Raw genomic sequence first — 21,921 nt, forward strand, 5'->3', positions numbered from 1 at the left:
ATTTTACTGAAATTGAAAATTTATTCGGAGTTTTGAGGCTCAAAAAATAATCATGAACGGTCAGAACAGAAAAGATATTTACCCGGGCTTAGAAGTTGGAATTATCCTTAAAAAAGATCAGCGCTCTGGTAATATTACTTATGGTGTGGTGCAAAATTTACTTACATCTGCTGCATTTCATTCGCGTGGAATAAAAGTAAGGCTGGAAGATGGACAGGTTGGAAGGGTAGCTGAAATTGTTGAAGAATAAAACTTTACAAGGCCTTTTGGCGTAGTATAAATGTAATAACAATGCAATTAAAGGCGAAAAAAGTAACAAAATAAATTTTGGGACGTCTATATTTGTAACAACAGTAATTAAAGAATGGCATTTATTAAATTCATTTTCATTGCAATATTAGTCCTCTGGATCATTAGAATGTTGATTCGATTGATATTGCCTATGCTGTTTAATAACCTGGCCAGTAAAATGCAACAGCAGGCAACCGGGCAGGGGCAACAGCAACAAAGACGATCAAAACCTGAAGGCGCTATCTCTATAGATTATATGCCTCCAAAACCTGATCAAAGTAAAACGGATAAACTTGGCGACTTCGTAGACTACGAAGAAGTTAAATAAAAAAGCAAAGCCCTGACCGATGTCAGGGCTTTTTTGTTAACGAAATATTTTCTTTTAGCTGATATTTATTTGCCTCATCTTGAATCGTCTTATTGCGGTTCCGCAACAAGCTTTTCATGTAGCCTTTTAAAAATATTTTTTCCACGATTAATCCAAGCCAACCAAAAGGAGCACTAAATTCAAAAATGTCTGTCATTTCTGTTTTCTGGCCTTTAGGTGTGAATACATGTTGATGATGAAGCCTTTCAAACGGACCTTTTACCATTTCATCGATAAAATAAACTGGTATTTTCATTGCCGAAATCCTGCTCGTCATGGTAAAATAAAATCCAAGGTGTTTTGCTTTCCAGGTTACGGTTTCATTAATGCCAATTAGTCCGGAAGTACATCCGGCTATTGCTTCCTCATTTGCATTTTTCATGGAATGTACATGCAAATCAATGCTTCGGGCTAAATCAAAGCATTGCTCAACAGGTGCATTCACTAATGTTTTTAAAATAATGACCGACATCTTATCTATTGTAACTGCAACACATCTTAAAATTATTCATGGCATTAAAATTCATCAGGCTAAACGCTTAGGCTGATGATATCATGAATCGCATCCTCAATTTTGCCATATTGAAACTCAAATCCATTCTCTAATAAAACTGCTGGTTTAACCCATCTGCTTTTTAAAATTAATTCCGTTTCGGTGCCGATAATCATTGCCCCAAGGCTTAAAAGCCAGGCTGGTGAAGGTAATCCAAATGGTATTCCATAAATTTTTCTGATGTTATCCATCAAAACTTTATTGGTTACTGCATTCGGGGCGGTGCAATTTACAATGCCTTCAATCTTTTCATTTTTTAAAAGCCATTCTATTGTTCTGATTGCATCTTGCTCGTGCACCCAGTTTACATACTGCTTTCCATCGCCTTGCTTTCCACCTAAGCCAAATTTTACTAAATTCAACAACCTTGGAAACGCACCATCATTTTTCCCGAGTACGATACCCATCCGCAAGGCAATTTTCCTTGTTTTAGGTGTATCCTTTTCAAAAAAGGTACTTTCCCAAACTTTACAAACATCTATAGAAAAGCCGTAACCGATTTCCCCGGTATATTCATCCTGTGGCTGATCTTCTGCATGGCGATAAATGGTTGCAGAAGTAATATTGATCCATAATTTAGGAGGCGCTATAAGTTTATTGATTACGTTAGCCAGTAGCCTTGTCGGCGCAACTCTGGAGTTAATAATCTCTTCCCGATTCTTTTTGGTGTACCTGCAGTTCACATTTTTCCCACAGAGATTCACCAATAAATCAGCATCTTCTAATTCCTTTATCCACACATCTTCCCGTTTACGATCCCACAAAATGGTTTTAATATTTTCATTTATTGGCTTTGGTTTTCTGGCAAGAATGATCACCTCTTCTGCCAATGCCGAAAAATGTTTTGCCAGCACTCCACCTAAATATCCGTTCCCTCCTGCAAGTATAATTTTTTTGTAAGTCATGATTTCTATGCAATAAAGATTAAAGCCAAAACAATTAGACGGTAAAGTGCCCAGGTTATACTCATCAACCAGCCCAATTTTAATATTTTACTTCTGCGGATATGCTCAAGGAACATCAGCCCGGCAACCATTAAAAAGTATAATATGTAAAAAATAGGATTTACGTTAAACAGCTGATGGATAATCAACCCAGCGATAAGCATCAGCGAACCTGCAAATGAAATTGTCATCATATTTCCCAGGTAATCCCAAAGTTTTTCTTTTTTGTAAAAGTTGATGATGAAACCCTGGAAAATAATTTGTCCGCCGCAAATAAAGTACTCCCTGTATTTTCCACCCAATGGAACAAAGTCGGTGAGCAGGTGTGCATAGTTCGTTAGAATGAAAGCCGTTAAAAACCAGGTAAATATGAGGTAAGCAATGCGATAATTTAACTTAAAGCTCGGCTGAACAGCATTTGGTTTTGCAACTGCCGGGATAATTACTTTTCTGTTGTAAGATATAAATGCATAGATTTTAGTCATTAGGAGAATAAATGGCCTGAATGCGAAGAGCGGTTTAAAAAAAGGGATGGCATGGCCAATAATTTTAAACAAACTTTTAATGCCGTAGGTAACCTCCCCACTTTCTGTATTTACCAAAGCAATTTCATTAGCAGCTCGTTGCTGATCAATTAGTGGACAAATTTGTACCGGCGTACGTTGATAAGATTCCCTTCCATTTGCAGCTAACATGCCGGTTTTAACAAATGCTTTTGTATACACTTCACACATTGGGCATTCCTCATCGAACAGAATAACATGGTTGTTTAGCGTTTTCATTTTATTTAAATATTTATACTTTCAGTAAAATATGAAAGTTTGGTGTAAAAAATTAAGCCGTTTAAGGCTTAGGTTTATCGCAAACAATCTCGATACTATTTGAATACTTTCAAAACTGATCCCCAAAACCAGCTTTCTTCAGCTTTTAACATGGTTTCCAGTGTTTTATCAACGTTTCCCGCCAATTTATTAATGTCTGCAACAGATTTTTTAAAAGTTTTAAATGCCGGGTCTTTTTCATCTCCCGTAACGGTAGAAAGCTCATTCAGAACCTTTAATACGGGTTCCAGTTCTCGTTTTTTCCGCTCTTTGGCTACCTGCCTGGCGATATTCCAAACATCTTTATCCGCAAAAAAATATTCTTTTCTTTCTCCTGCCTTATGTTGTTTTTCAATCAAACCCCAACCAATCAGATCGCGAAGGGTCATGTTAGCATTCCCCCTGGAAATGCTTAAGGTTTCCATAATTTCTTCAGTAGTTAAGGCCTCAGGAGAAATCAATAACAAAGCATGAACCTGAGCCATGGTCCGGTTAATTCCCCACTCAGATCCCAACTTGCCCCAGGCTTCGATAAATTTAAGTTTTGCTGCTGCTAATTCCATAAACAAATATAATAACATTTTTAAACTTTCAAAAATTATTGAAAGTTTATTTTATTTGAAAGTTCGTTTTGATTCTCGTTTAATCTTGTCAATGATCATTGAGAAATTGTTGTCATTACTTAGTTTAGTTAGCACTTCAAATTGGCTGGCATCGAAGTAAACTGATAACTTTAAAACAGGCAATGCCAGTATGGGGTCAAACATGGTTCCCGGGGCAAAACCAGGTTCGTTATTTTTCGCCCTGTCACGATCGAATTTCACCGTGGTATTAACATATTCCTCATGTTGTTTTTGTCCGGGTAAATAGGGCATCAACCAGTCAACAGATTTTTTGATCGACGAGCCTTTGGCCGATTTGTAAGTGTAGAAGTTTTGGCCTTTTGCCCGATCAATCATAATGGCCAGTTTTAACAAAGGTTCCAAATCGTAAATATGATAATGCATCGCATCACGTTCTTTAAAATCCAGGCTGGTGCCATCAGGATTGAGGTTAATTTCGATGTGGCTTTTTAGGTTTGCTATGGTCCAGTCAATCAGTTGCTGATCATGCAACGCATAGCCAATTTCGCCCACAACTTTAAGCCGGTGTGCATTCCAGTTATTAATGGCTGTTGCCCTTCCGGGTTTCATTCGCTTGCTATTTATTTCAGCAAGGGCAGTTTCTTTTAGCCATTTTTGGATCAATAATTTTTCTTTGGCAGGAAGATCATCCTGAATCAAATCGTAAGCCTCTACCGCTTTATCAAGATTGGTATCATCGATAGGATTACCGTTGGGATAATTGACTGAAGCCCATGAAACTAAAAAGGAAATGCTTTTATCAAGAAATTTATTATCCTGAGTTAGGCGATACTGCAATGCCAGAACAAATATTTTGTTCATGTCAGCTAACGCAGTCTGTGTTTTCACTTTTCTCGGGTTGCCCCTTAACAAACCTTCGGTTCTGATTGTGTCAATCGGATTGGGCATTTCGTTCAAATAACCTATTGCATTCTTTGTGAAAGAATGGTAGAGTCTTTTAGCACTTGTGTCTTTGTTGATGGCAATTTTTAGTTTCTTTACTTCATTACGATTGAGGCTCACCATTTGAGCAAATGAGGGAAATGTGGAGGTCATTAGCAGACAAATCGTTAGAAACTTTCTCATCATAAAAGGGTTAAGTTGGGATTTCATTTATCAAATCTAATTTTTTATTCGTCTCACATTTAATTTATTCCTTTTTTATACCGCCCAATTTTTTATTTTTGACGTTCGTTTAAACTTAAACAAACCTTAATGAATAACTGGTTTAATAAAAATGGCATCCACCTGGCCATTATTGCATTTTTTGTAGTCATTACGTTTGCCTACTTCAGTCCTGTTTTGCAGGGTAAAGCGCCACAGCAAGGCGATGTTTTGCAGGCAAAAGCCATGCAGAAAGAGATTATGGATGTAAAGGAGGCCACAGGAAAAGGCCCACTTTGGACAAACCAGATGTTTGGCGGGATGCCGGCTTACCAAATCTGGGTGCAATATCCATTAAACATCACAACATACGGAATCGATGTGATTAAGGGTGTTTTTCCTGATCCGGTTGGTACCGTAATATTATATTTGTTAGGTGCTTATTTACTATTCTGTGTGCTTAAAATTAATCCGTGGCTGGCTGCTGCGGGTGCAATTGCATTTGCATTTACCTCCTATAACTTTATCATCATCGCCGCTGGCCATAGTAATAAAGCATTGGCTATTGGTTTCTTTGCGCCAATCTTAGCCTCCATCATTTTAGTTTTAAGAGGAAGATATCTGGTTGGAGCGAGTTTATTAGCTTTGTTTATGGCTTTGGAAATCAGATCGAACCATATTCAAATGACCTACTATTTGTTTATTGCTTTGTTTATTCTGGCCTGTATTGAATTGTACCATGCATTTAAAGCTAAACAATTGAATGTTTTCGGTAAATCAATCGCATATGTTGTTGCTGGTATTGTATTGGCGGTTTTAGTGAACGCAGGTACGCTTTGGACCACTTATGAATATGGTAAGGAAACCATCCGAGGAAAATCAAATTTAACAACCGATAAAGCAGAACCTGCAAATGGCCTTGATAAAGAATATGCGTACCAATGGAGCCAGGGCGTTGGAGAAAGTTTTACTTTCCTGATTCCAAATTTATATGGTGGTGCCAGTAGTATCGATGAAATGATTAAGCCGGAAAGCAATACCTATAAAGCAGTTGAGAAAAACCTTCAGGGGGTTGATCCAAGACAAGCTATTGGGTATGTGGCTCAAAATTTAGGTACAAATCAATACTGGGGAAATAAACCAGGCACTTCAGGGCCTTATTATTTCGGGGCAATCATTTGTTTGCTTTTCGTATTTGGATTATTCATTGTTCAGCACCGCTGGAAGTGGTGGATTTTGGGCAGTAGTGTATTGTTGTTGTTCCTTTCCTTCGGACAAAACTTACCGCTGATTTCTGATATTTTCTTTGATTATCTTCCAATGTATAACAAATTTAGAGCAGTTGAATCCATTTTGGCTGTTGTTGGTTTGCTAGTGCCTTTGTTGGCTATTTTGGCCATTAAGGAAGCTCAGGAGGGAAAATACGATCAGAAATATCTGGTAAAAAGATTAACATGGTCTGCAGGCATTACCGGTGGCTTATCTTTAATTGTTGCCATCATGCCAACAGCATTCTTCAGCTTTACACAAGCCAACCAGCCACAGGTTTTAGATGCCCTTGCACAAACGCTACAAAACAACAGAGGCGCTGCTATCGAAATTATTAATGGTGTGGTTGCCGATCGCGTGGCACTTGCACGTGCTGATGCATGGCGTACGGTACTTTTTATTGCCATTGGTTTTGGTTTAACATGGGCGTTCATCACTAAGAAAATGAATATGCAATTGGCCTTTGGTTTATTGGCTTTGTTTATTTTGGTAGATTTATGGCAGGTTGATCGCCGTTATTTAAACAACCAGAACTTTGTAAGCAAATCTGATCTGGCCAGTCACTATCAGCCGAGAGATGTAGATAATTTCATCTCTGCGGATAAAGATCCAAACTTCAGGGTTTTCGATTTATCATTAGGAGATCCTTTCAAAAGTGCGGAAACATCTTTTTTCCATAAAACAGTTGGTGGTTTCCACTCGGCAAGGTTAAAACGCTTCCAGGAACTTGTAGATCATCAGTTGACTAAAAGCATCAATCAGGATGTTTTGGATATGTTAAATACAAAGTACATCATTACACAAGACCCTCAAAATGGCTCGTATAAAATGCAACGCAACGCCACGGCTGCGGGTAATGCCTGGTTTGTACAAAGTGTTCAATATGCTAAAAATGCAGATGAGGAGATGAAGGCCATCAGTAGTTTCGATGCTAAAAAAGAGGCTATTGTTGATGAACAATACAAATCATTAATTGATACCAAACGTTTAGGCACCGGTGTGGAAGGTTTCATTAAGCTAACCAATTATACACCTGATCACTTAACCTACGAGTATTCTTCAGCCAAAGATGTGATTGCAGTTTTCTCTGAGGTTTATTACAACAAGGGTTGGAAAATGTACATCGATGGTGTTGAAAAACCATATTTCAGGGCCGATTACATTTTACGTGCTGCCCAGCTGGAAGGTGGTAACCATAAACTTGAATTTATCTTCCATCCAACATCATACTATGCCGGTGAAAAAATTTCGCTTGCAGGCTCAATTTTATTGTTAGCTGGTTTGGGTTTCGGCTTTTATTCAGAAAATAAGAAAAAAAAGAAAGCTATTAAAGCTTAGTTTTTAGAAACCAAAAATATAAAGTCATTCGATGAATGTGGACAGTGTTCCATTTCATTGAATGACTTTTTTAGTTTTATGATGATTTAATTTTGCCAAGCAAAAAAATAAACGACCAAACATCCAATTTAACGTCCTTTATCATTTGGCAGGATAATTTAACAGTGCCGTAACATTTGTTTGATAAACAGTGTCTTACCTTTGTTAGATAAAATCAGATGATATGTTAGAAACATTCTTCGCCGTATGTTTATTAATAGTGGTACTTTATTTCTTTAGTCCTTTTGAGGTTAAACTCGATGAGGAAGAAGAGTGGTAAAATAATCTTTAATTCTTCTAAACTGCTTTCATTAAGCGGTAACATATTCTTTCCCCCTAAATTTCCCGGTTATGGACAAAAGAAACATTGATGTAGTGGTAATCTCCGACGTACATTTGGGCACCTATGGCTGCCACGCTAAAGAACTGCTAAAATACCTCAAAAGTATTCGGCCTAAAACATTGATTTTGAATGGCGATATTATTGACATCTGGCAATTTAGCAAAAGTTACTGGCCAGATTCGCACATGAAAGTGATCCGTAAGTTGATGAAGTTTGTTTCTGAGGGTGTTCAGGTTTATTATCTCACCGGGAATCATGATGAAATGCTCCGGAAATTCGATGGAATGGAAATGGGGAGTTTTCATCTTCAAAATAAATTAATTTTGGAATTAGATGGAAAAAAAGCCTGGTTTTTTCATGGCGATGTTTTCGATGTAACCATGCAGCATTCCAAGTGGCTGGCCAAAATGGGGGCAGTAGGTTACGATACGTTAATCTTGATAAACAGCTTCGTAAACTGGGTCTTAACTGCCTTTGGTAAGGAGAAAATGAGTTTTTCGAAAAAGATAAAAGCTAAATTTAAAGATGCGGTAAAGTTTATCAATAGTTTCGAACAAACTGCAGGAGAACTGGCTATTGAAAAAGGTTATCACTATGTGGTTTGTGGCCATATCCACCAGGCTGAAAAACGCCAGATTACTTCAGGTGAAGGGCAGGTAACTTATCTAAATAGCGGCGATTGGGTAGAAAGTTTAACCGCTTTGGAATATCAGGATCAAAGTTGGTCGGTTTTTAAATATGATCATCTCGATTTTATTAAAGATGAATTGGATGAGGGAATTCTCTCTGATGCCGAGGATTTGAAAAGCAAGCTTGATGTAAACATACTTTTACAGCACATTAAGTATGAAATTGCTCAATAATTTTTGGATATTCGGCACAAATGAAAATACTTTACGCAATTCAGGGGACCGGAAATGGTCATATTAGCAGAGCTCGTGAAATTATTCCTTTACTTCAGAAATATGGTGAACTTGATATTTTGGTCAGTGGTACGCAGGCCGATGTAAAACTAAGCCAGCCTGTGAAATATCAATTACATGGATTCAGCTTTATTTTTGGAAAAAAGGGTGGGGTAGATCATTTTAAAACCTGGTTGAGCATGAATCTTTTCCGTTTCAGGAAAGATATGAAACAGCTCGACCTTAAACAATATAACCTCATTGTGAATGATTTTGAGCCGGTAAGTGCATGGGCATGTAAATTACAGGGCATTGAATGTGTGTCTTTAAGTCACCAGGCTGCGTTTAAATCGAAAAAGGTTCCCAGACCAAGAACATTGGATTGGGGAAAACTAATCTTGAGTAGATATGCACCAACGAAATATCACATCGGTTTTCATTTTGATCGGTACGATACTTTTATTCATACACCCGTAATCAGGGCTGAGATTAGATCGTTAAGAAGCGAAAATTTAGGTCATTATACGGTTTACCTACCTGCAATTGACGATAGGCGGCTGGTAAAGTTACTCTCACAAATTCCCGAAATAAAGTGGCAGGTATTTTCTAAACACAGTAAAGAAGCTTATACCTATGAAAATGTATTTGTTGAGCCTGTTAACAACGAGAAATTTAATAAAAGCTTAGCCACTTGCGAAGGTTTATTTACCGGCGGTGGCTTTGAAGGCCCGGCAGAAGCACTTTATTTAAAGAAGAAATTATTGGTTGCACCAATGCGCTTCCAATTTGAACAGCAATGTAATGCCTACGCACTCAAACAATTTGGCCTTCCGGTGATATGGGGAAGTACAAAAAACTGGTTGCCCATTATAAAAGAATGGGTGAGTAACCCCCAAAGGCATGAGTTCGACTTTCCTGATGAAACCGCAAAAATTATCGATGACATGGTGAAAAAATACGCCAGGCCCTGAGCTTTAATTAGCTCAATCTTATAGACTATGTAGCAATTTCGTTCATATCGTTGCTGCATAAGTCTTTTCTCCCTGTTCTTTGCTCCTTGTTCTTTGCTCTTTGCTCCTTAATCCTTGCTCTTTGCTCCTTGCTCTTTGTTCTTTGCTCCTTCATCCTTGCTCTTTCATCATTATCTGCTGTTCTTTGCCTTAGCCTTTTTTTCTTTCAGCTTTTTATCTTTACTTTGCCTACACTTTAAAAAGGCATGATTAATCAGTTTCGACAGCTAAATCCTATTAACCTACTGTTTCTTTTAGCTTACACATTTTTCATGCGTATCGCTATTTTTCATGAAACACCTGCGCAGCTTAACTTCGATTTTCTTGAGCCCTTTGCCAGATTGTTGATTAATATAGATTTAGACAACGCTTTCACCGCTGCCACCAATATATTTTTAGCAGCAGTGGTTGTTTTTGCACAAGCTTTGATTTTTAATAGCGTCATAAACAATCATAATTTACTGGCCAAACCAAGTTTTCTGCCTGCATTGATGTACATCACCGGGATGAGCCTGTTTATGCCTTTTATGATTTTGAGTCCGGCATTAATTTGCAACTTTCTGCTGATTTGGGTAATTGATAAATTCTTAAAACTCGGTAAAAGTGCCAATTCCATTACTACCGTATTTGATATTGGAATGATCATCGGTGTAGGTACGCTGATTTATTTCCCGTTCATGGCGATGCTGCTCATGATATTTTTAGCCTTATTATTGTTCAGGTCTTTCGACTGGCGAGAATGGATTGCAGGGTTGGTTGGGTTTATTACGGTTTTTTTCTTCCTCGCTGTTTTTTATTACTGGAACGATAATTTATCTTCATTTTACCAAATATGGAAACCACTTGGCAACAAGTTTCCATCTGTTTTCAAAGTAAATTATAACGATTATCTGGTACTTATTCCGGTTGCCATCATCATTGTACTGGCCTCACTACAGCTAAGGGAAAACTTTTTCAGGAGTTTCATCAGTACCCGAAAAGGATTTCAATTGCTGTTTTTTATGTTCATCGTAGCAGGTGCCAGTTTTTATTTGAAACCTAACTTCAGAACCTGGCATTTTTTGCTGTGCGTACCACCCGGATCGGTATTATTGGCCTATTATTTCAGCAATGCAAAGAAACGCTGGTTTTATGAAACGCTGTTTGTTTTGTTTGTATTATCTATCCAATACTTTCTTTTTGTTTAACCTTTTTTAACAAAATACTAGAACAATACTTAACAAAGATTAATAGCTTTGTGGCTGAGTTTTACAACGATTGCTTTTTGAGCATTATTTTGCATCATTAGAGTAAGAAGTGTATCAAACAAATTTGTTTTGCGTTAAATAACATAAATGCACAGTTTAAGCATTGATATTGGTAACTCTTCGGCAAAAGTAGCTGTTTTTGCTGGAAAGGAAGTTGTTCATCATCAGCGGTTAGCCAAGGTGGGTATCTTGGATCTCGCACAGCTGGTTGAAAAGTTTTCGCCGAAAAAATCAATTATCAGTAGTGTAAACCAGGAAATAAGTCAATTAGAAGAATACTTAAAAAAGCATACTCAATACACCCGTTTTACAGCCACATTAACTAAGGGCGTGGAAAACAAATATAAAACACCAGCAACGTTGGGTTTAGACCGATGGGCCGGCATTTTAGGTGCAAATAGTATATTTCCAAAAAATGCTTGTTTGGTAATTGATGCCGGAACTTGCATTACTTATGATTTGCTTACCGGAAATCAGGCGTATTTTGGAGGGAGTATCAGTCCGGGCATTGCAATGCGGTTTAAGGCGGTGCACGAATTCACCGGAAGGCTGCCGCAGGTAGAATGGAATCCGAATGAAGCTATACCTGATGGAGAAGATACGCAAAGTGCCATCAAAAATGGGGTTTTAAGAGGGATAGTAAATGAAATAGAAGGCTTTATCGCCATAAATAATACAAAAGAAAGTGCCTTAAAGGTGATTATAACAGGTGGTGATGCTAATTTTTTGTTTAAGCAATTACAAAACAGCATCTTTGCCCCTCAAATTATACAAGATCCCTATATCGTATTAAAAGGATTAAATGAAGCTATTGCAGATTAAAATGTACAGAAGAATAAATTATATTGCAGCCATACTCGTTCTAGTTTGTGGTTTAGGTGCTCAGGCACAAGTGACCACTTCATCGCCATATTCAAGATTTGGACTTGGAAATATAAAAGGCTCTTTGCTACCACAATTTAGGGCAATGGGCGGTATATCTACAGCCGTAAATTCAATAACCGGGTTTAATAACATCAACATGCAGAACCCGGCATCTTATTCTGCAGTTACGTTAACTACCATTGATGTGGGCATGAGCGCAGGATTAACCAGTTTATCAAGAAATAACTTAACCGAAACGAGTTTCAATTCTACTTTTAGCCACCTGGCGTTTGCGGTACCTGTTAACAGAAGATCGGCCTTAAGTTTTGGTATTCTTCCTTATTCAGATTTAGGTTACACCTACAGAAATACAGTAAGAATTGATACCACGAATGTAGATCAGTTGTATGAAGGAGAAGGTGGTTTATCAAAAGCATATATTGGTTACGGTTACCGCATTGGCGATCATTTAAGAATCGGTGCAAATGCTGAATATATCTTTGGAAATCTGTTAACTACCAGAGCTACAGAATACGCTTCTGCCGGTGCCATCAATGCAAAACTGCAGAATAAAAATAGTGTAGGTGGATTAAATTATTCATACGGCATTCAGTATGATTTCAATATCGGCAAGAAAACTTCCATGACCCTGGGTTATTCGGGAAGCAATTCTGGTAAGCTGAATTCTACACAAACTTTCTATGCAACTCAATACAGCAGAGATGCAAATGGAAACGAGAACACAGCGCTTGATACGTTAAGTTCAGTTGATAACGGAAGATCGAATTTGACTTTGCCTTTGACGCACAACTTTGGTATTTCCATCAAACAAAACGATAAATGGTTAATTGGTGCCGATTTCAGAATGAGCAAGTGGGCAGCTACCAGCATTAACAACATCAATTCTGGCTTACAGGATAGCTGGGGAGCATCATTGGGTGGGCAATGGACTCCAGATGCCACCTCTTACAACAGTTATATGAAACGTGTTGACTATCGTTTGGGTTTCAGTTACGATAAAACTTACATCCAGATCAATAATCAGGATATTAAACAAATGGGTGCTTCACTAGGTTTTGGTTTCCCTTTACCGAGTGCAAATGCAGGTACGGCATTTTATAAAATTAACTTCACTACCGAAGTAGGCCAAAGAGGAACCCTGAACAACAATTTGGTGAAAGAACAATATATTAATTTTCATTTAGGGTTTACGCTTAACGATACCTGGTTCCGTAAATACAGGGTAGATTAATGAAACTGAAAACTTTTTTATATGGTTCGATACTTGGGTTGTCAATCTTTTTGACTTCCTGTGGAGACGACGATCTTAAAAAAGCAAATTCTGTAGCTGTCAATAAAATCACCTTTACCAGAGACCGAACAATAGGTGTAGAAGTTGTTTACAGTGATTCTGCCCGGGTAAAGGCAAAAGGTAGCGCACCCATTATGGATAAAGTCACCCCATCAGAAGGTGCGGTGTATCAGGAAATGCCGAAGGGCGTAACTATCGATTTCTTTAATCCTAACGGAACGATCGATGGTAATTTGGTTTGTGAATACGCTATCCGCAAGGACCAGGATAAAAAAACAGAGTTCAGGAAAAATGTTGTCGTTAAAAACAATAAAGGTGATACCTTCTCTTCACAGGAATTGATCTGGGATGAGATTAAGAAAATTTTCTATTCCAACCAAAGGGTATATGTAAAAGGTGCGGATGGTAGCGAAGGTAATGGAATTAATTTTGTAGCGCCTCAGGATTTTAGTACCTATTCAATGGAAACAGGAAGCGGTGATTTGAACATGAAAGAAAGCATAGCGCCGTAAATAATGATTGGATTTTAATGAGAGAATTAGTGGGTTTTGAATGAGTGATTGTAGTGATAAAATTTTCTTTTTTTGCCTCCCATTCCCTCCTTCTATCCTACACTTATTCTAAATTTTTCGCAGTTCTATTTACTTAAAAATTAAACACTTGATAAATAAAATTTTGTGTTTTCTTTTTTAAGGCAAATTTGTATCTTGCGCCCTCTTAAAAAAAACTAAATAAATTTATAAAGTACAATATGGGATTAATGACATTTTTGCGTAACCGTGCTGGCTATATTCTGGTCTTTGCAATCGGTTTTGCAATTGTTGCATTTTTAGTAGGCGATGCAATTAACGTGGGTAAGCCTTTTTGGTCGGCCAATCAAAAGGTAGTGGGTACGGTTGATGGGAATGATATCAGTATTGATGATTTTCAACCAAAAGTAGATCAGAGTTTAAACCAATACAAACAACAATTTGGTGGAAGTTTAAATCCACAAATGACTGCAATGGCAGTAGACCAGGCATGGAATGCTGAATTGGCTGGTGTATTATTGAATAAAGAATACGAGCGTTTAGGCTTAACCGTTTCTGAAGATGAATTGTTCGATTTGTTACAAGGTCAAAACCCAAGTCCGTTAATCAAACAATACTTTTCAAACCCTCAAACGGGGCAAGTAGATCGTGCTACTTTGATGAACTTTTTGAAATCAAAAGATGCTCAGGCTTTGCAACAGTCAAACATGCTGCAACAAGAAATTAAAAACCAATCGTTACAATCTAAATATTCAAACTTAATCCGCAACTCGGTTTATGTAACTTCATTAGAGGCTACAGATGAATATAACAACCGTAACAAACTGGCTAACTTCAAATATGTTGGTTTAGATTACAGCACCGTTGCTGATGCTTCAGTAAAATTAACTGATGCAGATTATTCTGCTTATTATGACGAGAATAAAGCACGTTTCAATAATGCGCAGGAATCACGTTCTTTTGATTATGTGTCGTTCAGTATTCGCCCAACTGTTGCAGATTCGGCAGCGGTTAAAGCACAAATTGAAAAAATTGCTGCTGATTTCCAGGTTTCAAAGAACGATTCACTTTTCGCGGCCATCAATTCTGATGTAAAAGTTCCTTACACTTATTTATCAAAAGGTAAATTAGGCGATCCGGTTTTAGATTCTGCAGTTTTTGCTTTGCCAGCTGGAAGTTTCTATGGTCCAAAATTAACCGGAAACTCTTATAAATTAATTAAAGTTATCGATACCCGTTTCTCACCTGATTCAGTTAAAGTAAAACACATTTTAATTGATCCGGCTAAAGTTGGCGGAGACGATAAAGCGGTTAAATTAGCTGATTCGTTAAAAGGTTTGATTTCAAAAGGCGGTAACTTCGCAGAGCTTGCTAAAATTTACAGTGTTGATGGATCTAAAGATCAAGGTGGTTCATTACCATCTTTCAGCCGTGGTCAGATGGTTCCTGAATTTGAAAATGCTGCTTTCAATGGTAAAGCAGGAGATTTAAAAGTTGTGAAATCTCAGTTTGGATACCACATCATGAGTATCGAAAGACAAATGGGTAATTCGAAAGTTGCAAAACTTGCCTACATCGAAAAAGCATTGGGTGCAAGCAGCAAGACACAACAGGCAGCTTACAAGGCAGCAAGTAATTTCCTAAACGAAGTTAAAGGCAAAGATTTTGCTAAATATGCGCAGGAAAAAGGTTTGAAGGTTTCAGTTGCTGATAAAATTGGTGCTACTCAAGGTTTCGCAGCAGGTTTAGATAATCCACGTAAGTTAATTCAGGATGCTTATGCGGCAGATAAAGGTGATGTGTTGCCTGAAATCTACACCATGACGAATGAATATGTGGTGGCTCGTTTAACTGCTGTTAATCCGAAAGGTGTTTTACCTTTAGAGGCGGTTAAGAAAGAAATTCAACCATTGGTTCTTAATGCCGTTAAAGCAAAATTATTAAAGGATAAATTAAACGGTGCAGGTAAAGGCATTTTAGATCAAATTGCATCTAAAGTTGGCGCTCCTGTAAATCCGGTACAAAATATCGTTTTTGCCAACCCGGTGATTCCTGGTGTGGCACAAGAAAATAAATTGGTGGGTAGCGTATTTGGTGCACAGCCAGGCAAAGTTTCGGCACCAGTAGCAGGTGAACGTGGAGTATATGTTTTCACTGTTGATGGATTTACCAATCCGGCACCAATTGCAAACATGTTTAAACAGAAAGAAAGTATGTTGTTAAGTTTAGGTCAGCGTTCAGGACAAGCAGCTTTCCAGGCCTTAATTGATAATGCTACTATAAAAGACAATCGTGTGAAATTCTATTAATTAGAAATTCCGTAAATTTGTAACCGTTCCGATGTTCAGTCGGAACGGTTTTTTTATTTACAGCCATGGAGATTCAGGAAAATATCATTAATAAAGTAGCGAATAGTGGTTTAATCACTTTAAACCTGGAAGACTTTTATCATAAAGGAGATAGGGTACTTTATGACATTAAGGACAATCTTTTCCATGGTTTGATGTTGAGAGAAAAAGATTTCAGGGCATTTATTAAGGAGCACGACTGGTCGCAGTATGCAGACAAAAATGTAGCTATCATCTGCTCTGCAGATGCAATTGTTCCTACCTGGGCTTATATGCTTTTGGCCAATAAATTACAGCCTATAGCGAATGAGGTGGTATTCGGTGATTTGGCTACACTCGATGCAGTGATGTTCACCAAAGCTTTGGCGAAGATTAATCCGCAAGATTATGCAGATGAACGTGTGGTGGTGAAAGGATGTGGTGATATTGATATTCCGGTTTCCGCTTATGTAGAAGTAACTAACTTGCTTACGCCAGTGGTGAAAAGTATCATGTTTGGTGAGCCTTGTTCAACTGTTCCCGTGTTTAAAAGAAAAGATTAAATGTTGCAGTCCTGGCCGGACGGGCTTTTTTCTTTTTGGCAACAAAAAGAAACAAAAATTGCCGACTGAAAATTTTTGTATTTAAGTTTCTGCCTTTGCCAACGTTGTGCTTTCCCAAAAATTTGTTAGGCCGGAATAACGTAAAACGTAGAGTTTATGCTTTGGCTTAGCTATTTGCCAGAAAAAATGCCTATTTAATCTTGATATAAGGTCAATGAATTTTGAATATTGGTTTGCTTTTTGCATATATTTCGTAAGGTTGTATCACGATAAAGCTATTTATTCGTTATAGTTTCCGCACACAAACGAAACACACAAGCAAATGAAAAAATTAATCCTATTATTTATCACTGCAATTGCTGCGTTAAGCCTCAATGCACAGGAGCTACCACTTAAAAAAGAGCCGGTTTTTCAGGAAGGGGAAACTTTACAATACAAGTTAAGGTATGGTTTTATCACAGCAGCAGAAGCTACCATTAAGGTTACTAACTCTGACCTAGTATTTGATAATCAACCTACCTATAAGTTAACGGTTGATGCACAAACTTCAGGGACCTTCGATGTATTTTATAAGATCAGAGATCACTACGATTCATATATCGATAAGAAAGATTTATTGCCTTATTTCTATCAGGAGAATATCCGTGAAGCCAGTTACAAAAGACAGGATAAAGCAAGGTTTAACCAGGACGCTAAGAAAATTGTTTCCAACAGAGGCAACTTCAATACGCCAACCACTCAAACATTCGATTTAGTTTCTGCCTATTATTTTGCCAGGAGTTTAGATATATCGAAACTGAAAGTGGGAGATAGTTTTAAACTCAATTATTTTCTTCAGGATGAGGTTTCTGCTTTGGAAATCGAGTATGTAGGAAAAGAAACCATAAAAAGTAAACTCGGAAATATCCGATGCCTGAAATTCAGTCCATCCATTAAACCGGGAAGGATCTTTAAAAAGGATAGTCGTTTGTATCTTTGGGTGACAGATGATGGCAATCGTGTGCCTGTAAAAGCACAGGTTGAAATTTTGGTGGGTGCGGTAACCATGGAGTTAAAATCAGCCGCAGGGTTAAAATACGCATTAGCAAAAGAATAAAAATGATAGAAGTGGAACAAGTGCTGGTGCACGAAGATGTTTTAAAAGAGAACTTTGTATGTAACTTGAGCAAGTGCAAAGGGATCTGCTGTGTAGAGGGTGATTCTGGTGCGCCATTGGATCAGGATGAAACGGCTATACTGGAAGAAATCTATCCAAAGATTAAACACCTGTTAAACGAAAAAGGCATTAAGGCCATAGAAGAACAAGGGGTTTATGTAGTAGATGAAGATGGAGACTTGACTACCCCTTGCGTTGATAAAAATAAAGAGTGTGCTTATGTGTTATTCGAGGGTGGCATTACCAAATGCGCCATTGAAAAAGCTTATGAGCAGGGTATTGTAGAATGGCAAAAACCTATATCCTGCCATCTATATCCAATACGCATTACCAAATACCCTGAATTTGATGTGTTGAATTACGATCGCTGGCATATCTGTCACGACGCATGTACCTTTGGACGAGAATTAAAAGTTCCAGTATATAGTTTTTTGAAAGGATCGCTCATTAGAAAATACGGAGAAGAATGGTATAAGGAACTGGAAAGTTCAGTAGCAGCGATGTAAAACTAAATATTTCAGCATGATTATTCATTACTACCTGCTTTTAAAAGCGTTTAATTTAAAAAGTCCAAGCCATGTAGCGTTTTCCATCAAGATTTACACATGCCTTAAAATGCCTTCATCTACGGCTAGACTATGACGTTGATACCAATAGGCTACCCACCTTCAGTATTCAAGTGAATACATTTCCATAATCCAGAATTTATTGAATATGTGGGATATCAGATTTTCGCAAATAGTCTTTAAGGACTAATTAGTTGTTTAATTCTAAGAACTATCTTATTTTAGCCCACTGAAAATCATTTTAATAACTGTGAAAAAAATTCTAATTACTGGTGGGGCAGGCTTTATTGGCTCTCACGTAGTCCGCCGCTTTGTAAATCAATACCCTAATTACGAAATTGTCAACCTTGATGCGTTAACCTATGCCGGAAACCTGGCTAACTTAACGGATATCGAAAATAAACCAAATTATAGGTTTGTTAAAGCAGACATTACCGATGCCGTTGCGATCATGGATTTGTTCAAAACGGAGAATTTTGATGCCGTGATTCACCTGGCAGCAGAAAGTCATGTAGACCGTTCTATTGCGGATCCGACAGCATTTGTGATGACCAATGTGATCGGAACCGTAAATTTATTAAATGCAGCCCGCGAATATTGGAAGGGTAGTTACGATCAAAAGCGTTTCTACCATGTAAGTACCGATGAGGTATACGGTGCATTGGGTGAAGAGGGTATGTTTACAGAAAAAACTTCTTATGACCCTCATAGCCCTTACTCGGCTTCAAAAGCAAGTTCTGACCATTTTGTGAGGGCTTATCATGATACTTACGGAATGGATTGTGTAATTTCCAACTGTTCAAACAATTATGGCTCACATCACTTTCCTGAAAAGTTGATTCCATTAGCCATCAATAATATTAAAAACAATAAACCGGTGCCCGTATATGGTAAGGGCGAAAATGTGCGTGATTGGCTATGGGTAGAAGATCATGCCCGTGCCATTGATGTAATTTTTCATAACTCAAAAACTGGCGATACCTATAATATCGGTGGACACAACGAGTGGAAAAACATTGATTTGATCAATTTGTTGTGCACCATCATGGACCAGAAACTGGGCCGTGAAGCAGGCGAATCTGCAAAATTGATTACTTATGTAACTGATCGTGCCGGACATGATTTACGCTATGCTATTGATTCTTCTAAGTTACAAAATCAATTGGACTGGTTACCTAGTTTACAATTTGAAGAAGGTTTAGCCAAAACGGTTGACTGGTATCTTCAAAATGAAGACTGGTTAACCAATGTAACTTCAGGTAATTATCAATCTTATTACGAAAAACAATACAGCAGTAAATAATGGAAATCGAACAGACGGGCTTAAAAGACTGTATTATTATCAAACCAAGAGTTTTTGAAGATCCAAGAGGTTATTTTTTTGAAAGTTTCAACAAAGAAACCTTTGAAGAAAAAACGGGGTTATCTGGTGAATTTGTTCAGGACAATCAATCTTATTCTTCATATGGTGTAATCAGAGGTTTGCATGCGCAAACTGGTGCATTTGCACAGGCGAAACTGGTACGTGTAACTAAAGGAGAGGTTTTGGATGTTGCTGTTGATGTTCGTCCAGGTTCTCCAACTTATGGCAAACATGTTGCAGTAAAGTTAAGTGCCGAGAATAAATTACAGTTATATATTCCCAGGGGATTTGTCCACGGCTTTTCGGTCTTGAGTGAAACTGCAGAATTTCTTTACAAATGTGATAACTTTTTCAATAAAGCTTCAGAAACAGGTGTAATTTACAATGATGCTGATCTGAATATCGACTGGTTGATTCCGGCAGACCAAGCTTCTGTTTCTGACAAAGATCTTTTATTAAAACCTTTTTCCGAATTACATCATGGGTAGAATTTTAATTATTGGTGCTGGCGGTCAGCTAGGGCAATGCTTAAAAACGGTAGCAGAGCGAAGAGGTATTACAGATATTGTTTTTCCGGCAGAAGCCGATGCAAATATACTGGATCAGGCCGGATTGGACTTATTATTGAAAAAAGAAAAGCCCGCCTTTGTAATCAACTGTGCCGCTTATACCGCAGTTGATAAGGCTGAAGATGAAATTGACCTGGCGAAAGCGGTGAATGAAACCGGAGCGGCGAACCTTGCCCTGGCTTGTGCATCAAATAAAGCTACTTTGATTCACGTTTCTACAGATTTCGTATTTGGAGGTGTTGTAGTGAAGCTATTAACCGAAGATGATGATGCGCAGCCAATTAATGTGTATGGTCAAACCAAACTAGATGGAGAAAAAGCGGTTATCGCTTTGCTTAAAGAACATTTTATCCTTCGCACCAGCTGGTTGTATTCAGAATATGCCAATAACTTTGTGAAAACGATGCTTAAGCTTGGCGCTGAAAGAGATGAGCTCAATATCATTGCTGATCAGGTGGGTACGCCTACTTATGCCATTGATTTGGCCAACGCAATCTTTGATGTGATTGCATCAGGATCAACATCATACGGTATTTATCACTATAGCAATGAAGGGGTAACTTCCTGGTTTGATTTTGCGAAGGCAATATTCGATATCAGCAATACTGCTGTTAAGGCAAATCCTATTCCAGGGTCAGCGTATCCTACCAAAGCTACACGTCCAGCATTTTCAGTAATGGATAAATCTAAAATTAAAGATACATTTGGTATTTCAATCCCATACTGGAGAGCTAGCTTAGTTCAGTGTATCGAGAAGCTGAAAGAAAATTAATTAACGACAAAACCGGTGATAGATCCTGAAAATTTTAAATCTAACATCTCAAATCTAAAATCTAAATGAAAGGTATAATATTAGCCGGAGGAAGCGGAACCCGCCTACATCCATTAACCCTTGCTTGCAGCAAACAAATGATGCCGGTTTATGATAAACCGATGATTTATTATCCGCTTTCGACATTGATGTTGGCGGGGATTAAAGAGATCTTAATTATTTCGACACCTCACGATCTTCCTAACTTCGAAAAATTATTGGGTGACGGTAGTTCACTCGGATGTAAATTTACCTATGCGGTACAGGCAGAACCAAATGGTTTGGCACAAGCCTTTGTAATTGGTGAGGAATTCATTGGTAAAGATAAAGTGGCTTTGGTTTTAGGCGATAACATTTTCCACGGAGACGGAATGGCTAAACTTTTACAGGCCAGTGCTGATCCTGAAGGAGGCGTTGTATTTGCTTATCAGGTTGCTGATCCTGAACGTTATGGTGTGGTAGAATTTGATGAACATAAAAATGCCATTTCTATTGAGGAAAAGCCAGAACAACCTAAATCAGATTACGCAGTTCCTGGATTATATTTCTACGATAATGAAGTGGTAGAAATCGCTAAAAATATCAAACCTTCTCCTCGTGGAGAATACGAAATTACCGATATTAATAAAGTTTATCTGGAAAGAGGAACTTTGAAAGTTGGCGTCTTAAGTCGTGGTACTGCCTGGTTGGATACCGGAACTTTTGCGTCCCTGATGCAGGCTGGAGAGTTCGTTCGGATCATCGAAGAACGCCAGGGATTAAAAATTGGCTGTATCGAAGAGATAGCTTATCGAATGGGTTTCATTACTGCAGAACAATTGAAGGCAATCGCTACTCCTTTGGTCAAAAGTGGTTATGGCAGTTACCTGCTTAAACTGGTTAAATAAAAAAATAGATCCCGATGAAAGTCGGGATTTTTTTTTGATCGATGGCTTAAAATCCTCAAAGTAAATAAAGCTTATAGGTTTATATATTTTTAACCATATAGGAATATATATTTTTCATTATC

Annotated in this window: 22 protein-coding genes; 17 read left to right on the forward strand and 5 right to left on the reverse strand. The window is 37.9% G+C overall.

The genetic code is table 11. The features are described 5' to 3' along the window. Positions 1-52: 52 nt before the first annotated feature. Both R2Q70_RS11335 and R2Q70_RS11340 read left to right on the forward strand, forming a co-directional pair. Positions 53-250 carry a YwbE family protein gene (locus tag R2Q70_RS11335; RefSeq protein WP_010599694.1) on the forward strand — a complete coding sequence of 66 codons (198 nt, stop codon included), beginning with the start codon at positions 53-55 and terminating at the stop codon, positions 248-250. A gap of 114 nt (positions 251-364) precedes the next feature. Continuing rightward, positions 365-619 (forward strand): DUF4834 family protein, encoded by a 255-nt coding sequence (locus tag R2Q70_RS11340; RefSeq protein ID WP_010599693.1) that lies wholly within the window; start codon positions 365-367, stop codon positions 617-619. A 22-nt stretch (positions 620-641) separates the two neighbouring features. Here the strand turns inward: R2Q70_RS11340 and R2Q70_RS11345 are convergent, their stop codons facing one another. From R2Q70_RS11345 to R2Q70_RS11365, 5 genes are all read right to left on the reverse strand, one after another. Beyond that, positions 642-1,130 carry an SRPBCC family protein gene (locus R2Q70_RS11345; protein ID WP_316807687.1) on the reverse strand — a complete coding sequence of 163 codons (489 nt, stop codon included), beginning with the start codon at positions 1,128-1,130 and terminating at the stop codon, positions 642-644. 59 nt (positions 1,131-1,189) lie between these two features. Continuing rightward, positions 1,190-2,116, reverse strand: coding sequence for a TIGR01777 family oxidoreductase (locus tag R2Q70_RS11350; RefSeq protein ID WP_316807688.1), 927 nt, complete (start codon positions 2,114-2,116; stop codon positions 1,190-1,192). A 5-nt stretch (positions 2,117-2,121) separates the two neighbouring features. After that, entirely contained in the window at positions 2,122-2,937 is an 816-nt protein-coding gene (locus R2Q70_RS11355; protein ID WP_316807689.1) for a DUF393 domain-containing protein, read from the reverse strand. A 95-nt stretch (positions 2,938-3,032) separates the two neighbouring features. Further along, positions 3,033-3,539 (reverse strand): GbsR/MarR family transcriptional regulator, encoded by a 507-nt coding sequence (locus R2Q70_RS11360; protein ID WP_010599689.1) that lies wholly within the window; start codon positions 3,537-3,539, stop codon positions 3,033-3,035. Between the two features lie 51 nt (positions 3,540-3,590). Beyond that, positions 3,591-4,655 carry an alginate lyase family protein gene (locus tag R2Q70_RS11365; protein WP_316807690.1) on the reverse strand — a complete coding sequence of 355 codons (1,065 nt, stop codon included), beginning with the start codon at positions 4,653-4,655 and terminating at the stop codon, positions 3,591-3,593. A gap of 159 nt (positions 4,656-4,814) precedes the next feature. On the opposite strand from R2Q70_RS11365, the gene R2Q70_RS11370 reads away from it, so the two are divergent. From R2Q70_RS11370 to rfbA, 15 genes are all read left to right on the forward strand, one after another. Next, positions 4,815-7,310 carry a hypothetical protein gene (locus R2Q70_RS11370; protein WP_316807691.1) on the forward strand — a complete coding sequence of 832 codons (2,496 nt, stop codon included), beginning with the start codon at positions 4,815-4,817 and terminating at the stop codon, positions 7,308-7,310. A 390-nt stretch (positions 7,311-7,700) separates the two neighbouring features. After that, on the forward strand, positions 7,701-8,555 hold the full coding sequence (locus R2Q70_RS11375) for a UDP-2,3-diacylglucosamine diphosphatase (protein ID WP_316807692.1): 855 nt from the start codon (positions 7,701-7,703) through the stop codon (positions 8,553-8,555). Positions 8,556-8,575: 20 nt separating this feature from the next. After that, complete coding sequence (locus tag R2Q70_RS11380; RefSeq protein WP_316807693.1) at positions 8,576-9,565, forward strand: glycosyltransferase family protein; 990 nt, start codon at positions 8,576-8,578, stop codon at positions 9,563-9,565. 245 nt (positions 9,566-9,810) lie between these two features. Further along, positions 9,811-10,791 carry a DUF6427 family protein gene (locus R2Q70_RS11385; RefSeq protein WP_316807694.1) on the forward strand — a complete coding sequence of 327 codons (981 nt, stop codon included), beginning with the start codon at positions 9,811-9,813 and terminating at the stop codon, positions 10,789-10,791. 147 nt (positions 10,792-10,938) lie between these two features. Continuing rightward, positions 10,939-11,673, forward strand: a complete 735-nt coding sequence (locus R2Q70_RS11390) for a type III pantothenate kinase (RefSeq protein WP_316807695.1) — start codon at positions 10,939-10,941, stop codon at positions 11,671-11,673. Position 11,674: 1 nt separating this feature from the next. Next, positions 11,675-12,967, forward strand: coding sequence for a hypothetical protein (locus R2Q70_RS11395; protein WP_316807696.1), 1,293 nt, complete (start codon positions 11,675-11,677; stop codon positions 12,965-12,967). Beyond that, complete coding sequence (locus R2Q70_RS11400) at positions 12,967-13,539, forward strand: LPS export ABC transporter periplasmic protein LptC (protein ID WP_316807697.1); 573 nt, start codon at positions 12,967-12,969, stop codon at positions 13,537-13,539. Before R2Q70_RS11395 ends, R2Q70_RS11400 begins: the two co-directional genes overlap by 1 nt. A 248-nt stretch (positions 13,540-13,787) precedes the next feature. Then, positions 13,788-15,866: a SurA N-terminal domain-containing protein gene (locus R2Q70_RS11405; RefSeq protein ID WP_316807698.1), complete on the forward strand. Its 2,079-nt coding sequence runs from the start codon at positions 13,788-13,790 to the stop codon at positions 15,864-15,866. A gap of 65 nt (positions 15,867-15,931) precedes the next feature. Beyond that, positions 15,932-16,447, forward strand: a complete 516-nt coding sequence (locus R2Q70_RS11410) for a DUF2480 family protein (RefSeq protein WP_316807699.1) — start codon at positions 15,932-15,934, stop codon at positions 16,445-16,447. A 322-nt stretch (positions 16,448-16,769) separates the two neighbouring features. Beyond that, positions 16,770-17,543, forward strand: a complete 774-nt coding sequence (locus R2Q70_RS11415; RefSeq protein ID WP_316807700.1) for a DUF3108 domain-containing protein — start codon at positions 16,770-16,772, stop codon at positions 17,541-17,543. 2 nt (positions 17,544-17,545) lie between these two features. Further along, a complete protein-coding gene (locus tag R2Q70_RS11420; RefSeq protein WP_316807701.1) occupies positions 17,546-18,109 on the forward strand; it encodes a DUF3109 family protein in 564 nt (187 codons plus the stop codon). Positions 18,110-18,419: 310 nt separating this feature from the next. Continuing rightward, entirely contained in the window at positions 18,420-19,472 is a 1,053-nt protein-coding gene (gene rfbB / locus R2Q70_RS11425) for a dTDP-glucose 4,6-dehydratase (RefSeq protein WP_316807702.1), read from the forward strand. Next, the gene (gene rfbC / locus R2Q70_RS11430) at positions 19,472-20,020 is read left to right on the forward strand and encodes a dTDP-4-dehydrorhamnose 3,5-epimerase (protein WP_316807703.1); all 549 of its coding nucleotides are present in this window, start codon (positions 19,472-19,474) and stop codon (positions 20,018-20,020) included. The genes rfbB and rfbC overlap by 1 nt, the downstream gene beginning before the upstream one ends. Continuing rightward, complete coding sequence (gene rfbD / locus R2Q70_RS11435) at positions 20,013-20,873, forward strand: dTDP-4-dehydrorhamnose reductase (protein ID WP_316807704.1); 861 nt, start codon at positions 20,013-20,015, stop codon at positions 20,871-20,873. Before rfbC ends, rfbD begins: the two co-directional genes overlap by 8 nt. A gap of 65 nt (positions 20,874-20,938) precedes the next feature. Beyond that, positions 20,939-21,799, forward strand: a complete 861-nt coding sequence (gene rfbA / locus R2Q70_RS11440; RefSeq protein WP_316807705.1) for a glucose-1-phosphate thymidylyltransferase RfbA — start codon at positions 20,939-20,941, stop codon at positions 21,797-21,799. Positions 21,800-21,921: the final 122 nt, after the last annotated feature.

Origin of the sequence: Pedobacter agri, assembly GCF_032678665.1 — a bacterium.
GTDB classification, from domain to species: domain Bacteria; phylum Bacteroidota; class Bacteroidia; order Sphingobacteriales; family Sphingobacteriaceae; genus Pedobacter; species Pedobacter agri_A.